This window comes from Colwellia sp. MB3u-41 (assembly GCF_014076845.1).
GTDB lineage: Bacteria > Pseudomonadota > Gammaproteobacteria > Enterobacterales > Alteromonadaceae > Colwellia_A.
In genome coordinates this window covers 312,516-327,956 of sequence record NZ_JACGUT010000047.1, presented here as the reverse complement: position 1 = coordinate 327,956, position 15,441 = coordinate 312,516, and the positions used below count along the sequence as shown (strand labels likewise).

The window sequence follows — 15,441 nt, the reverse complement described above, 5'->3', positions numbered from 1 at the left end:
TTTAACCCCCAAAGGTGCTGTTTTAAGTTTGAGTAGAGTTACTAACTTTACCTATAGAGGGTAATTCATTCACTTTTTTAACATTATAAAGTTAATAAAATTGAAAACCTGCCGATACAATAGTCAGTAGTAATTAATTAGGTATTCAAATGGAAACTAAATTAGACGTAAATTCAATCAAATTAACCTCAAAATATATTAATAATGCGGTTGCTGATCAATCCATCCAATTTAATAAAAATTTACTAAGAAAACTAAGCGAGAAAGCACTCAACAGAGCATTTGAACTTGACAGAGCTCGCACATAATACGGGTGATTTTTACTCATTTTATTAAAATCACCTTCGGTTTTTTATTGATAGTGATCTTAAGCCTATTATTGTAAATTAATCACAAACTATTTTTATTACCAGAATATATAAATCAGTGGAATGCTACCTCCCACAATAATTAACCAGCCACGCTTTAAACGCCAAGCACTATATTTTCCCTTCACCATAAAAAGTGCCGACAAAGCCAAGAATAGCAGTAAACCCGCATAAATATCAGAAAAAACAATCCAACCCTTTTTTGCTTCATTGAGATGTAAAGTATTAAATTGTTTAAAAATAACACGTTCCTGAAAATATTCGTAAACGGCAGTTTCTTTAGCAAAATTGACCGTTATTGCACCACCATTTTTAAAAAACAATTTGTATTGTGTAACTGATTCCCAATAAGTTGCCTTAATCGGCTCACTGTTTGGAAATAACATTAATAGCTCAACGTTTAATTGTTTGTCTGGTAAGTCACTCTTAGCAAGAAATACTTTTTCAGTGCGCTCAACAATATAATTTGGATCCCAATCTCCTACATGGTTTAAAGCGATGCCAGAGATAGCGAAAACAATGGTAAAGCCGATACAAAGATAACCAATATCTCGGTGTAAGGTGCTATTGAGTTTAAACCAGTCAATTGAACCTACTTTAATCAAGAATTTTTACCCCAATTGGTGAAAGTTGATAAATTGACATTGCCACCGTTATATTTTCGGTATCTATTGTGTCGCCACGACGTTTAGCTAAATTTACTTTGTACTTTTTTGTTTCTTCTAAACTTAATTCAATCGCCTGAAGCGTGCCGGTTGCCAATGCCTGACGGCCTTTCGAGTGAATGGGAAAAACCATATCGCCATCACGTACTTTAATACGTAATTTTTCGAACTTTGCATCTGAGGCTATATCCACCCAACATCCACGACTACTACAAACACCAACAATAGTGCCTGAAATAGTCACTTCTTTATCTAAAAATTCAGTTGGGCTTGCAAGTAATGTAGAAATACTGACTTTTGCCTCTTCATTGACGGCTTTGCCAAATAAAATTTCTTCAGAAAATACTGACGTAGACATTATTAACGTCATGAACAATAACGATATTTTATTTATAATTTTCATTTTACATTCCAAATTTAATATTAAATATAGAGGTAATTCTTATAATACTATTTTACACATTACCTCCCCATGAAAAACTTGGCTTGGTGGTGTTAGTGGTGTTTTTAAATTAAATCAAAGGGAATATTCTAAAGCGCTAATAAAGGGGCAGGGCTGTTTAACGTTTTTAATAGCGCTAAATGTCTCACCGCTTATTATGGGACGACCCTTAAATTTCTTCCATAAAATTAAATTTTTCTTAATATTACACAATATCAATAAATTATAAAACGAAAACAAATTGTTTTTTATAGCATGAACTCGCTTACTGATCATTTTTTGATCACTTAACTTAGTTACTCTAAGTTTTTAATCACATAGTAACGTTATTTATGGTCACTACCATTGAAGTTAGCTTCGCCTATTGGTTTACACTTGCTACAAAATCTATATGATTTAAGAAAATATTAAAATAAAAGTAATATATGTCAAAGGGTTTAATTCTAATCGCTGATGATAAGCGTGATGTGATCATGGCGCTTGAAGCGTTGTTACGTAGCAGAGGTTTTACGACGAGTTCAGCTCAAACACCTGCTGATGTTATACGTTTAGTGCAGTGCAAAGCATTTGATGCCGTGTTACTCGATCTTAATTATTCGAGAGATACCACTTCAGGTCAGGAAGGCTTGAGCCTGTTGTCTGAAATACAAGATATAGCGCCACATTTACCGGTCGTTGTTATGACCGCTTTTGCCAATATGGACATTGCCCTTGATGCAATGCGCAAAGGGGCACGAGATTTCATCGAAAAACCATGGGATAACGAACGTTTACTGGCTATTTTGCAAAATCAGGTTGCTCTGGGTCATGCCCTTGATCAGGTAGATAATCTTAAAACTGAAAACAAACGTCTATCCGGCGCAGATAAAATAGACTTTGTTGCTACCTCAAAAACCATGCAACCTGTGCTTAATTTGATCGCGCGTATTTCAAAAACTGATACTAATGTAATGATCACTGGCGAACATGGAACGGGCAAAGGCGTTATCGCTCGATTGATTCATGACCAGTCTGACTTTTCTAATAATACAATGGTCAGTGTTAATATCGGCGCAATTCCTGATAACTTATTTGAGAGTGAGCTTTTTGGCCATGTCAGAGGCGCTTTTACCGATGCAAAGTCTAATCGCGACGGTCGCTTTAAATTGGCCAATAATGGAACGATTTTTCTTGATGAAATTGGCAATTTATCTATGGGTATGCAAGCCAAGCTCCTTCGGGTAATTGAAACGGGTGAATATGAAGCTGTGGGTTCATCGTTAACTGAGCACACTAATGCTAGATTAATTTCAGCGACTAATGCCGTGCTAAGTGATTTATGTGGCTCGGGACAGTTTCGCGAAGACTTGTTGTTTCGTCTTAATACCATAGAGATAAAACTGCCACCACTGCGTGAGCGTGAGGAAGATATTCAAGCGCTGGCGGATAATTTTCTGCAAACCTATAGTCAAAAATATAATCGAGCAGCGTTAACCTTTTCGCGTGATTGTCTTGAATTAATGCGTGTATATCCTTGGCCAGGTAACGTCAGAGAAATGGATCATTGTATACAACGGGCGGTATTAATGGCTCAAGGTTTACAAATTACCTCCAAAGAACTGGGTTTAACTGCTAAATCGAGCAGTGCGATTGATGATTATGAGAACATGACTCTAGAACAAGTCGAGCAACTGCTGATTGAAAAGGCAATAAATCAATATCATGGCAATATGAAAAAAACCGCCGAAAAACTTGGTATCGCCCGAAGTTCATTATATCGACGTATTGAGAAATATGGACTGGAAGTGAATCGATGAGTTCACCAAATAAGTCTAAAACCAAAGGCGAACGTAAATCAGAACATAAACCCGAACTTTGGGTACTTATCGCTTCCTTAATTGCGATATTACCACTTTGCTTTGTCAGTTTAATTTTACTTTCTATGGCTGAATTGCCAGAACACCTTTTTTGGACATTGCTATTTATGGTCGTTGGCTCGTTTATTTGGTCATTGGTCTATTTACAAAGGCGAATATTGTTTGCCTTGCGAAGTATCTCAAATGCATTGATGTCTCTAGCAGAGTCGGACTATTCTATTCGACTTGGGCTTTGTGAGCGTGGTCAAATACTTGATGAAGTCGTGCGTTCAGTTAATCGACTCAGGGATTTATTACATGCTGAACGCACCGGAGCTGCCGAAACGGGTGCCTTGTTTGCAAGGGTGGTTGAAAAAGTTGATGTAGCGCTTTTTGCTTTTGATCCCCACGGCAATCTTTGTATGGTCAATGAACGAGGTTTGTTACTGCTTAACCGATCACGCAAAGAGGTATTAGAAAAAAGTGCGCAAATGTTGGGGTTGGCTGCTTGCTTGGCTAGTGCAGATAACAAGGTGTTGCGCTTAAATCTTGCAGGTAGTGCCAGTAATTGGTTGATTAAAAAAGCACAATATAGAGAGTTTGGTGCACCAAGAGAATTGGTAATTATGTCAGACCTTACCGCACCATTAAGAGAAAAAGAGCTAGAAGCTTGGCAAAGGTTAGTCGCTGTATTGCGTCATGAAATAAGTAATGCTCTCGCGCCGATAAAATCTTATAGTCAGACATTAGGCTGGACGCTCAGACAAACAGAACGTCATGAAGGTTGGGAACAAGATTGTATTGAAGGGTTGGCTGTTATCGAACGTCAGACAACGGCACTCAATTATATGATGCAATCTTATAAGAACCTCAATCAGTTACCTACACCTGTGCCTCATTATTTTGATTTACAGCCTTGGCTTGCTGAAATAGTGAAGCAAGAGTTACGCCTTCCAGTGCAAATTTTTTCAGGTGAACCGTTAGAGCTTTATGGCGACCGTGAATTATTAAGCCAAGCTTTGGTCAATATTATCAATAATGCGATTGAGGCGAGCACCAATGCACAACCACCAATAATTAGTTGGCAAGTGCTTACTCGGCCAGGTAATAATCACACTTGGTTAACGTTAGATATTACCGACTTTGGAGAGGGTGTTGCCAATGAAGATAATTTGTTTGTGCCATTTTTTACCACCAAAGCTAAGGGGTCAGGTATTGGTTTATTAGTTTGCCGCGGCATAATTGAAGTCCATGGCGGTCATTTTAACTTGATGAATAAAGCGTATGGTCAAGGGTGTATTGCCAGAATACAATTACCACTGCCATTAAGTGCTCATCATTAAAGTGTCCCGTATCGGGACAGTACTCTGTCTCATTACGGACATTAATCACAAATCTTACACCGTCTAATTAATCTAAGTGTTTGAATAAATTGAATTAGTATCACTTGGCATGGTCTCTGCTGTCTTATAGTCATAGTTAACCAAGGAATAAATAACATGAAAAATAAAAAGCAGCAGCTGTCTCCAGTGATTAATATGCAAAATATTCAAAAGCACTTCAGCGGTAATGGTGTTGAAACTCTTGCTCTTAGTGGTATTAATCTTGAAATATATCCAGGTGAATATACGGCGATTTGTGGCCCGTCAGGTTGCGGTAAATCAACATTATTATCTTTGATCGGCCTGCTCGATGGTGCGAGTCAGGGAAGTTACCAGCTTAACGGTGCAGATGTTTCCTCGCTAAACCTCAATCAACGTTCGGCAATTCGTAACCGTGAAATAGGTTTCATCTTTCAAAACTTTAATCTTATTGGCGATCTTAACGTTTTTAAAAATGTCGAGTTGCCTTTGGTCTATCAAAGTGTACCTGCCAAAGAGCGTAAAGAACGGGTTGAAGCGGTATTGGCTCGAGTGGGTATGTCTGAGCGAATGGCACACTTTCCCACGCAGCTCTCTGGTGGTCAACAGCAGCGCACCGCTGTTGCTAGAGCATTAGTGACTGATCCGGCGATTATTCTTGCTGATGAGCCTACTGGAAATCTAGATTCAGAGCAGGGTAATGCGATTATGTCTTTGCTCGACAAACTGCATGGTGAAGGTGCGACTATTTGTTTGGTGACCCACGACCCCCGATATAATAATTATGCTGAGCGTCAGATCAATTTACTCGATGGAAAAATAATCAGTGAAAATATTACTGATAGTAGCGTTCGTCTAAACAAAAAAAGCGCATAAGGAGATGATGATGATTGACTCTTTATGGCAAGACATTCAATACGGCTTTGTTCAAATAACAAGGCGTTTTAAGCTCAGCCTAGCGATCATTTTTTGTATTGCGCTGGGCATAGGGCCTAACACCACACTATTTAGCATGTTCAACAGCTTGTTGTTAAATGAACCTGCCGTTATGGCACCCGAACAGTTGGTTTCAATTCATAAGTACCGCCCAGGAAAAGAGGGGCTTCCTACATTTACTTACCCTGATTTAGTTGATTTTAACGATCAAGTGTCTCAGCTTGAGGGCATTTTGGGCTTCAGCTATCAAAGTGCAAGTGTCTCAATGCCCGAAGGCCCTGAAATGTTACCTGTTGAGATGGCAACATCGAACTTTTTTGATCTTTTAGGTGTTCAACCCTTGTATGGCGAAACATTTCACCGCCAGACCAGCCAAGCGCCGGGTTCTATGCCGGTTGTTGTTTTGTCATATAGCTTCTGGCAACAACGATTTGCTGAAGATAAAAGCGTTGTTGGCCGCAAGATAAAATTAAATGGCAGTGACATGACCATTATTGGTGTGATGCCAGCAGATTTTACCGGTGCGCTTGGCGCTTTTGGCTCAAAAATGTGGTTGCCGATGGTGATGATGAATATTATTGATCCCGATTCACCTGCTCGCTTAATATCACGTAATGATAACTGGATCATACCGGTTGCGCGTTTAGCGAAAAACGCCACATTGGAGTCGGTTAATCAGGAAATGGCCACTATCGATAGTAAACTTCAGGCACAATATCCAGAAACTAACGAAGGCAACACGCATAGAGCAGTGCCTTATTCGAACATTCCGTTTATACCTGAAACGGCTCGTTCTATGGTGGTCTTCGGTGCCTCATTGGTTGTGGGGTTAATCTTACTGGTGGCTTGTTCAAGTGTGGCTGCGTTATTGTTATCGCGCGCTACAGAAAGGCGTCAGGAAATATCGGTAAGGCTTGCGCTAGGTGCGCCACGTTACCGGGTTGTACGTCAGTTGATGATTGAAAATTTAATGCTGGCATTGGTCGCGAGTGTGGTTGGCTTTATCTTTTCGCTTTGGGCTGTGGTGGTATTTAAACAAAGTTTGCCAGCAGAAATTCCCTTTCAGCTCAGTTTAGATCCAAGTCTTGATGCCAACATGTTGCTTTATACCTTAGGCGCCGCTTTTTTATCTAGCCTGTTATTTGGTTTAGTGCCCGCACTGCAGGCAACTAAAACTGACTTGTTCAGCGCGCTTAAAGAGCAGCCTCAGGCTGGCGGTACGCAGGTACAAAGTTCAAAGTTACGTAGTTTCTTTTTGATCACTCAATTTTCGCTCAGTGTTTTTCTCTTGGTTATTGCGGGTTTAACCATTAAAGGACTGCACAATTCTGTCAATATTAATCCAGGTTTTGATGCCACTAATCTGTTGACATTTAAGACCGACTTGTCTTTGTATGGCTACCTAGATGATGAAAAAACAGCGTACTCTCAGCGGTTAAATCATGAGTTAGCAAGCCTTGCTGGCGTTGAGTCGGTGGTTATCTCGCGGACCCCGCCAATGAGCGGCGACAAAACCGCAACGTTAGTTTCATCTTTTAATGAGGCTATGGAAGCCGGAGAGGAGACTAGAACCTTTTATTCGATTATTACCCCTGGCTATTTTGCGACTATTGGCGCAAAACTTCTGCGAGGACGTGAATTTACCCTTGATGATCAAAGTTACTTATCGCCTAAGGTGATCATTAATCAGGCAATGGCCAAGACGTTATTTGTTGGAACAGATGCCATGGGTAAATATCTTTCTGTACCGAGCAGTGACGATGCTTTTGAAATCATAGCCATTGCTGAAAATATTGCTAATAGTAGCATTGGCAGTATGGATGAGCCTTATATGTATATTCCGCTAGGGCAACGCTTTGACCATGGTTTGGTTTATGTGGTTCGTACCGAGCAAGACCCAGCGTTACTGATCGATAACGTAAAAGCTAAAATTGCTGAGCTTAACCCTGATATCGCACTAAATATGATAGAAACAATGACAGATACCGTCTCTCGCTCGTTGTTCTCGTTACGTGCGCTGGCAATTGCTACCAGTGGTCTAGGTTTACTGGCACTGTTACTCGCTACTATTGGTACTTATGGTGTGGTTTCTTATAGCGTTAAATTACGTCAGCACGAAATAGGCGTTAGGTTGTCGTTGGGCGCCCAACCCCGAGCGTTGGTCTTTATGCTAATGTCTTCTGGCCTAAAACTGATCATCATTGGTTGCGTCTTAGGATTAGGACTATCGTTTGTTGCTGGCGAATTGTTAAGTCCAATGTTGTCGGGTGTTGGCCCGCGAGATCCCCTGGTATTTATACTGGTACCATTATTCATGTTGAGTCTCTCTTGTTTGGCGATATATTTTCCTGCGAGAAAGACCAGTCGAGTGGATCCCATGCTGGCACTTCGCTACGAATAACCCCCATTTGTAATCTAATATCGGCAAGGCTTAGGCTAGCAATAGCTGTAGATTTGGCGAAATAGGAACACTAATATGACAATTGTTAATTTTACTAAGGCGCTTATTTTTAAGCTGCTCTTTCTTACTCTCTTGGTAAGTGCTGATGCTCAATCGATGGCGACGAGCGGGCCATTAAATATTGAAGGTGTTGCAATTCACCGTGATACCATTGTATTTGCCAGTAATGGACAACTCTGGATGGTGGCTGTTACAGGAGGAGAGGCCACAGTACTGACTCCTGCTAAAGGGGATGATGCTTTTCCTGTTATTTCAAAAGATGGCTCTAAGGTTGCTTTCACTCGCCGTAGTACAGGGCGAGGCGATGTGTATGTACTTGATTTAACAAGCCGTCTGACCAAACGTCTAAGCTACCATCCGTTAGCTGATGTGCCCGTTGCTTGGAGCATAGATGATACTAAGGTAATTTTTCGCTCAGCACGTGAAAATGGTCGTGCCCATCGCTTATATCAAATTGCGGTCAATGAACAATGGCCAACTGAATTATCCCTTCCTTTTGGCGTACAGTATGCCTTTGGTGATAGCGATGCGGGTGATTTTTATGTGCCCATGGGCATTTTTCCGGGCTTAAGTGAATTTCGCTATTACCGAGGTGGCATGCGTGCGGGTATCTATAAGCTAACACCTAAAACGTTTGACACTCAGCTGATTGTCGGCGAAAAATACAATGCGTTTTCTCCAATGCTTTATAACACCAGCATCAGTTATATATCTGATCAAACCGGTACTCATAATCTTTTTGTTTGTGATGTGTCTGGCGCTAATATTAAGCAACTAACCGATTTTGATAAATATGGCGTGCGCTTTGCGAGCATTGATAGCGAGCAAGGGAATATAGCGTTTGCCCGTGATGGCGCTTTGTATACCTTAAACTTAGCGAGTAACCGGGTAATCAAACTGAATGTAAGCGTCACATTAGATCGTTCTTTGATGAGAGATCGTCGAGTCGATGTTTCACGTTGGTTAACTGATTATCAGCTAATGCCCGAAGGTGAAAAGGCAATTTTATCAGCGAGAGGTGATTTATTTAGTTTTGATCTCAATAGTAAAAAATCAATTAATTTGACACAAACTCCAGGGGTAAGTGAATTTGGCGTCGCCATTGCTCACAATAGTAAGCATATCGCTTACTTCAGTGATGTCCATGGCGATAATCGTCTGGCATTAATGAACCTTAAATCAAAGACAACAGAAGCATTTATTATCGAAGAGCATCCGTCGGTTTATTATGAGTTAAGTTGGTCGCCTAATGGTCAATATTTAACGTTTGCTGATCACCGGTTGAATTTATGGTTGTTTGATAGAGTCACAGGTAAGGCAAGGATAATCGATAACTCCAACGATCCCGGTCAAGACTCTTGGTCTGGGGTCTGGTCTGGAGATGGTCGTTATTTTGCCTATATAAAAAAGCTTGATAATTATTTACCAACATTGTTTGTACGTGATTTAACAACAGGAAAAAGTCATCAAATGACTAAGGGCGATATCTATGTGGCATCACCCGCTTTTGATCAAAACGGTCAGTATCTTTATTTTATGTCGAGCTATAATCGTGCTGCATCAGACTTTAAATGGAGTGTCTTGAGTGCTTATGATCAAAGTAGTCATCTTAGTGGTCATTTGAATGTGATTTTACTGCAAAAAAATACTCCCCCTCCGGTGTTACCTGTTATTAATCAACCTAATATGAATGTAAATTGGTCTGTTACTCAACAAGGGGGCGAGATTGATTTTAATGAGATAGGTGAACGGATCATGCCGTTAGCATTACCTCATAAAGGCCTAGAAAGTATTACTGCATTATCGCCGGGGAAAATGCTGCTACAAACCATGGAATGGCCAGTTAACCCTGCGCAAGTGTCAGAACCCAGATTGGCGTTATATCTTTATGATCTTAAAAAACCTGCGAAACTTACCCAGCTAAGCTATTCAACCCAGCAGTTCACTGTTGACGCTTCGCGCCGATATGTTCTTTATAAAAAGGGCGCTAACTTTACTCGCCAAGATTTTGGTGAAGAAAAACCTCAAGTAATTGAAGTTAGCATACCGTCACTGGGGGCAAAAATTGATGTGATTAAGGAATGGCAACAGATCTATCAGTCTTCTTGGCGATACCTTAGAGAACAGTTTTACGATGCCAACGTTCATGGTTATGACACGATTGAGTTAGAGCAACACTATCAACAGTTTATACCTAACATTACCAGCCGTAGAGGGTTGAAGCGTTTTAATGATCGTATTTTCTCTCATACCTCCGTTAGTCATTTAGGGTTAGGAACTGGTGACAATGGCATTAAAATACAAAAAAATAGTCAGCCGGGATTATTAGGTGCCGATTTTATAGTGGCTAATGGCCGTTATCGGGTATCTAAAATATATCAGCAAGGGCATTACGATCGCAGAGATGGAGTTTATGGACCTTTAGATCAGCCAGGCAGCAGAGTGAAAAACGGAGAATACCTAATTTCAATTAATGGTCAAGCATTAACCGCTGAGCAAAATCTTTATCGTCCGCTAATGAATATGGCAGGGAGAGTCATATCTTTGGAAGTCTCTACCAGCGCGAATGGTGATAACAGTCGAACAGTAAAAGTAATTCCTTTGATGAGAGACGATCAACTACGAATCGCTGATTGGGCTGAAAATAACCGACGTAAAGTGGAAAAGCAAAGCGCTGGACAAGTAAGTTATTTACATATTGACGGTTATAACGCTCAAGGTATTGAAAACTTTTTGCGCGGTTATTACGGCGCGAAAGCTAAACGAGGGTTAATTATCGACCAACGTTTTAATGGTGGCGGTATCACTTCTGATCTTCTGATCTCAATGCTACAGCGCAAGCCTCTTTACGCGTATAAATTTAGATATGGCCAAGACCTTAAGGTTCCCGTCAATAGTTTTGAAGGCAAAAAGGTTTTATTGACCAATGAATGGAACGCTTCGGCAGCAGAAACATTTGCAACTATGTTTCAAAAGGCAGAGCTTGGCATTAGCGTTGGTAGACAAACGTTTGGTGCAGGTATAGGTCCGTGGGGTTTTAAAATGCAAACGATAGATAACGCAAAAGTTCAAATTCCAAATCGAGGAGCTTATCTCCCCGATGGTGATTGGGGGATTGAAAATCAAGGAGTACCGGTAATGATTGAAAAACAGATTTGGCCAAAAGACTATATTAAAAACATAGATCCGCAATTGCAAACGGCTATTAATGAGGCAATGAAGAATAATCAGAACGTTATTTTTTCTAACCCCAAATACCCTATTCATCCTGGAAGTTCCAGCTATTTAAACAAAATAATGCCGCTAGGGTTAATTCAGTAATACACAACATTAGTCGGGGGAATAGTTTATAAAGCCTAAAAATAATCGGTAAAGGACCTATATAAAAAGATAAGTTACCATTTTTTTAAATGCTTTTACAAAATATACAGTGGGTGGTGAGAGAAACCAATTCACTGTATTTCGCTGCAAGGGGGGAGAAGTAAAGTCATATACGGTCTATGTCAGGTTACTTTTTAAATAAATGACAGAAAGTTTGTCTCTATTACTGCCAAAAGTGAGCAATTAAAATTAACGTAGCAATTTTCTGCTTTTAGCGATTAAAAGTCATAAGTAAATTTTCGATGCTAACGTCTGCACTGCCCAAGAAACTGGTCTTACAACAAGGGCTAAGGTATCTATTTGCTTACTTTTAGGTGTTTTGGCAATGGTCTTTAGCTAAATAAATAAAGTTTAACAACTCACTTGACTCGCTTTTGGTAACTTAAGCAGTCGTCTTGATAGGATATCAATAACGACATTGAGCAGGGCGGTACAGGTGATCAGTACCAGTGCATTGCTGTAGCGTATTTCGCTGAAGCTACTGTCGATATAAAATCCTAAGGTCATAATACCTAAAATGCCAAACACGGCAGTTTCTCGTACGATTATCTCAAAACGATAGAACATTAAGGCCATTATATTAGGATAGATACTCGGCATTATGTGGTAGTTAAATTGGTTTAGCTTACTTATCTGCATTTGCTGTGGTGCAATGGTGTTACTTTGTCGAACAGCCAAGTAGGCGATAACGCAGCCATTGTGTATGGCTAATGCGATTATTGCCGGTAACATTGAAGGGCCAAGCAGCATTAAAAAGATAAATGCTAAAATATATTCTGGTACGCAGCGGCCTATTAATAACATTAACTGTCCCAACCAAGTTAATGGCACTGGCGATAATTGTTTACTTGCTAAAGCATGAGCATTTAAAGTAACAAAGTGGGTAGCTGACAAGGCAAGTAAGGCTAAAGTCATGGTCGCTATTACGCCTGGAATCGCTTGCAGTGTTATAATATCGCTAAGCCAAACATAGAGTGAAAGCCATTGCACTTCTGCAAACGTCGCCGTGTTTACCAACATCGGTGGCAATATATCTTGGCTAATAAACCGGACTAATAAGCTGCTGTCTACCGCAGGAATCTCTACCAATGTGACGCAAGCAATAACGAGGTAAACCCCGAGTAATTTAGGTGGGCACCAATAACGAATGGTGCCAATAAGAGCAACGAATAGCATCAATAATGCGGCGCCTTCGTTATAATTCCCTTGTTTAAAAGCTGTTTCCATATAAAAACCTAGCGTTGGCATACCAATAAAACCGAGGACGGCGCTACTGCGTAGGGCACATTCAAAGCGGTAACGAGTGTAGGCCATAAGTTGCGGCAGCACCTGAGCTATTTTTCCATAAATATAACGGCTAATAATATCTGCGCGGCTATCGATAATTTCTAAAGGGCTGTCTGATGATTGGTTGACAATATCGTGAAATACTCGGGCAAAAGTTGCGGCAAATGGGATCGCTATCGCTAAAATCCCGGTGATGGGAGAAAGACCAAAAACCTGTAAGAATAACAGTGCCCAAAAGATTTCATGAATAGCCCGAAAAAAAGAGCAGCAGCCAGAGACTATGGGGTTTTGATATATTAGGGCAAGGGGTGCACCAACTATTAACCCTAAAAATACACCGATAATGGCAAAATTAATGGTTTGAATTACCGCTTGAAAGAGGTATTCGGTGGCAAAAAAATTGGGGGACATTAACCCTTGTGCCATCAGCGTTAATTCAAGAAAAGGGTCGAAGTTTACAATTTCTATATCGGCGAAAGGAAGAATAACCAAGGCGATAAGCCAAATTGATAAAGTGACTTTTTGCCAATAGCCCAAAGGATATTGTCTATTTTTAAGCGGCGCCATAAAATAAACCTACGCGACAGCGCTCGTTTGAAAGAGCTTGGTAATTTGTTGTTGGTTAATACTCTGCTGTTTGCTGTCGAGTACCAGTCGACCTTTATCTAAGGCGATAACACGGTCGAAGGCGTTCATTGCAAGTTCTCGGTCATGCATCACCATAATGACGCTGTTGTGCTGTGCGAATACGATGTCGAGTAATCTTGCCGTCATTAATGGGTCAAGCGCAGAAAAAGGCTCGTCACCAATAAAAATTCCTTGTTGCTGATACAAGGCTCTTGCTAATGCAACTCGTTGTCTTTGCCCTCCAGAAAGCTGATTTACTTTTTTAGCCAAGGGTTGGTCTAACTCTAACTGCTGACAAAGTGCGGTGATCTCGTTGAGGTTTTTTTTGAACGGCTTAATTAAATTTATTAAGTTATATAACCAGTGATGGCGGGCTAAAGTGCCCATAAATACATTGTGATAAATACTTAAATTATCAACTAAGCCTTGTCGTTGAGAACAAAGAGCTGCACGGCTTTGTAAGGTTTGATACAAATGGTGCAGTAAGCTAGATTTTCCTGCACCTGATGGACCAATAATCGCAACTTTTTCACCTTCATTGATGGTTAGGCTCAGATCAAAAATAACCTGTGTAGATGCCTTATGCTTACCGGTGCTTTTACCTGTGTTCTTATCGGTAGTTTTACCAGAGCTATACTTGGCTGTTTTATTATAATGAAGGTTTAGGTTGTCGATTATTATCATTAATCGATAAGTCCTATCTTTTTAGCGACGGTTAATACCGGTTCAAAATCTTTATTTGTCGCGTTAACAAATGAAGAACGAGGAAAACTTTTTAGTAGCTCAAGATTATTCATGTTAAGCAATGCCGCCTGTACTTTATCTTTGAACCCTTTGCCAAACTTAGCATCAACACCTGCGCGTATTGTCCATTGGTAGTCAGGGTAAGCAGGTGTTTCCCAAATCACGCTGACTTTATTCGAGTCTATTTTTCCTGAGACAAGGGCTGTTTCCCAGACTTTATAATTAACGGCACCAATTTCATAAGCCCCCGCTTGCACTTGGGCAATAGTACGGCTATGGTCACCGGAAAAACCAACACGTTTAAACGCTTGCTGTGGCTTTTTCTCTAAATGCTTTTCGATATAATATTGTGGCATCAATCGACCTGATGTAGAGCCTTTTGAACCAAAGGTGAAGGTTTTCTGGCTAATAGCAGGAAAACTTTCGCTGCGCTCTAAGCCCGTACTATAGTGAGCAATAAAATAGCTTTTAAAAAACTGGTCTTCATAACCTTGGGCGATCGCTTGCGAATCTGGTACTAATCGTCTGGCTTGTACACCAGATAAACCGCCAAACCAGGCAAGTTGCACTTGGTTATTTCTAAAGGCTGTTACCGCTGCAGAGTAAGACTTTACCGGTACATACTCTACTTTAACGCCAAGTTTTTGCTCTAAATAAAGAGCAACCTTCTCGAAACGGGTTCTAAGTTGAGATTCGTCTTCATCAGGGATCGCAGTAAAAGTAAACGTCGCGGCGCTTGTGTTGATATTTACAAATAGGCTTAGGGTTAACGCACATAATGTTATTAGTTTAGTGACTGTTTTCATCATATCTCTGTTTATTAGCAATTTATCAATACAATCAACGTTATATCGTTAATATCATAAACTACGGAAGTTCGATGGCGCATTATCACTTAAAAAATAGGAATTCACACTCTTTTGCTTTGTTATTGAATTTATATCCCATAACCTCAATTTTTTTGATAACACATTATTAAAGAATAGCTTTATGTTTACTGATGTTAGGTTGATTCTGAATCGCCAGTTGTTATGGGTCTTAATTTTTTGGCAAATTTTTAACGGATTAGAAGTAATAGCAGTGTAACGTCTAAAGATAATGATTGATTATGTAACTACGGGGAGTTGAGTCAGTTATGCATATCTGATACTAATTACACTCATTACTTTGAGAGGCAATACATAAAGGTCAGTATTTCTCTATTTCTGTATTTGAGTGTTAGGGTAAAACCAAGTTAAATATTGGGTTAACATAAAATAAAACGAATATGATGGTTTGATAACGTCGTGCTGAACAACATTAAAGTATTGTCTGATCGAATTCACTAACTTACC

Annotated in this window: 11 protein-coding genes; 6 read left to right on the top strand and 5 right to left on the bottom strand. The window is 40.0% G+C overall.

All coding sequences use genetic code 11. The annotated features are described in order from the left end of the window. Positions 1–149 precede the first annotated feature (149 nt). Positions 150–308, top strand: a complete 159-nt coding sequence (locus tag H4J73_RS03840; RefSeq protein ID WP_182179815.1) for a hypothetical protein — start codon at positions 150–152, stop codon at positions 306–308. Positions 309–406: 98 nt separating this feature from the next. Here the strand turns inward: H4J73_RS03840 and H4J73_RS03835 are convergent, their stop codons facing one another. Continuing rightward, a complete protein-coding gene (locus H4J73_RS03835) occupies positions 407–973 on the bottom strand; it encodes a hypothetical protein (RefSeq protein ID WP_220460043.1) in 567 nt (188 codons plus the stop codon). After that, positions 966–1,436, bottom strand: a complete 471-nt coding sequence (locus tag H4J73_RS03830) for a DUF4920 domain-containing protein (protein ID WP_259366742.1) — start codon at positions 1,434–1,436, stop codon at positions 966–968. The genes H4J73_RS03835 and H4J73_RS03830 overlap by 8 nt, the downstream gene beginning before the upstream one ends. A gap of 464 nt (positions 1,437–1,900) precedes the next feature. On the opposite strand from H4J73_RS03830, the gene H4J73_RS03825 reads away from it, so the two are divergent. From H4J73_RS03825 to H4J73_RS03805, 5 genes are all read left to right on the top strand, one after another. Then, positions 1,901–3,271, top strand: coding sequence for a sigma-54 dependent transcriptional regulator (locus H4J73_RS03825; RefSeq protein WP_182179817.1), 1,371 nt, complete (start codon positions 1,901–1,903; stop codon positions 3,269–3,271). Further along, a complete protein-coding gene (locus H4J73_RS03820; RefSeq protein ID WP_182179819.1) occupies positions 3,268–4,653 on the top strand; it encodes a PAS domain-containing sensor histidine kinase in 1,386 nt (461 codons plus the stop codon). Before H4J73_RS03825 ends, H4J73_RS03820 begins: the two co-directional genes overlap by 4 nt. Positions 4,654–4,809: 156 nt before the next feature. Beyond that, positions 4,810–5,547, top strand: a complete 738-nt coding sequence (locus H4J73_RS03815) for an ABC transporter ATP-binding protein (protein WP_182179821.1) — start codon at positions 4,810–4,812, stop codon at positions 5,545–5,547. A 10-nt stretch (positions 5,548–5,557) separates the two neighbouring features. Next, positions 5,558–8,008 (top strand): ABC transporter permease, encoded by a 2,451-nt coding sequence (locus tag H4J73_RS03810; RefSeq protein ID WP_182179823.1) that lies wholly within the window; start codon positions 5,558–5,560, stop codon positions 8,006–8,008. A 75-nt stretch (positions 8,009–8,083) separates the two neighbouring features. Then, positions 8,084–11,389, top strand: coding sequence for a S41 family peptidase (locus H4J73_RS03805; protein WP_182179825.1), 3,306 nt, complete (start codon positions 8,084–8,086; stop codon positions 11,387–11,389). A 411-nt stretch (positions 11,390–11,800) separates the two neighbouring features. Here H4J73_RS03805 and H4J73_RS03800 read toward each other — a convergent pair whose 3' ends face one another. From H4J73_RS03800 to H4J73_RS03790, 3 genes are read right to left on the bottom strand one after another with little or no spacing between them, the layout of a single operon-like run. Then, entirely contained in the window at positions 11,801–13,303 is a 1,503-nt protein-coding gene (locus H4J73_RS03800; protein WP_182179827.1) for an ABC transporter permease, read from the bottom strand. A gap of 9 nt (positions 13,304–13,312) precedes the next feature. Next, the gene (locus tag H4J73_RS03795; protein WP_182179829.1) at positions 13,313–14,047 is read right to left on the bottom strand and encodes an ATP-binding cassette domain-containing protein; all 735 of its coding nucleotides are present in this window, start codon (positions 14,045–14,047) and stop codon (positions 13,313–13,315) included. Beyond that, positions 14,047–14,913, bottom strand: a complete 867-nt coding sequence (locus H4J73_RS03790) for a putative selenate ABC transporter substrate-binding protein (protein ID WP_182180014.1) — start codon at positions 14,911–14,913, stop codon at positions 14,047–14,049. Before H4J73_RS03790 ends, H4J73_RS03795 begins: the two co-directional genes overlap by 1 nt. Positions 14,914–15,441: the final 528 nt, after the last annotated feature.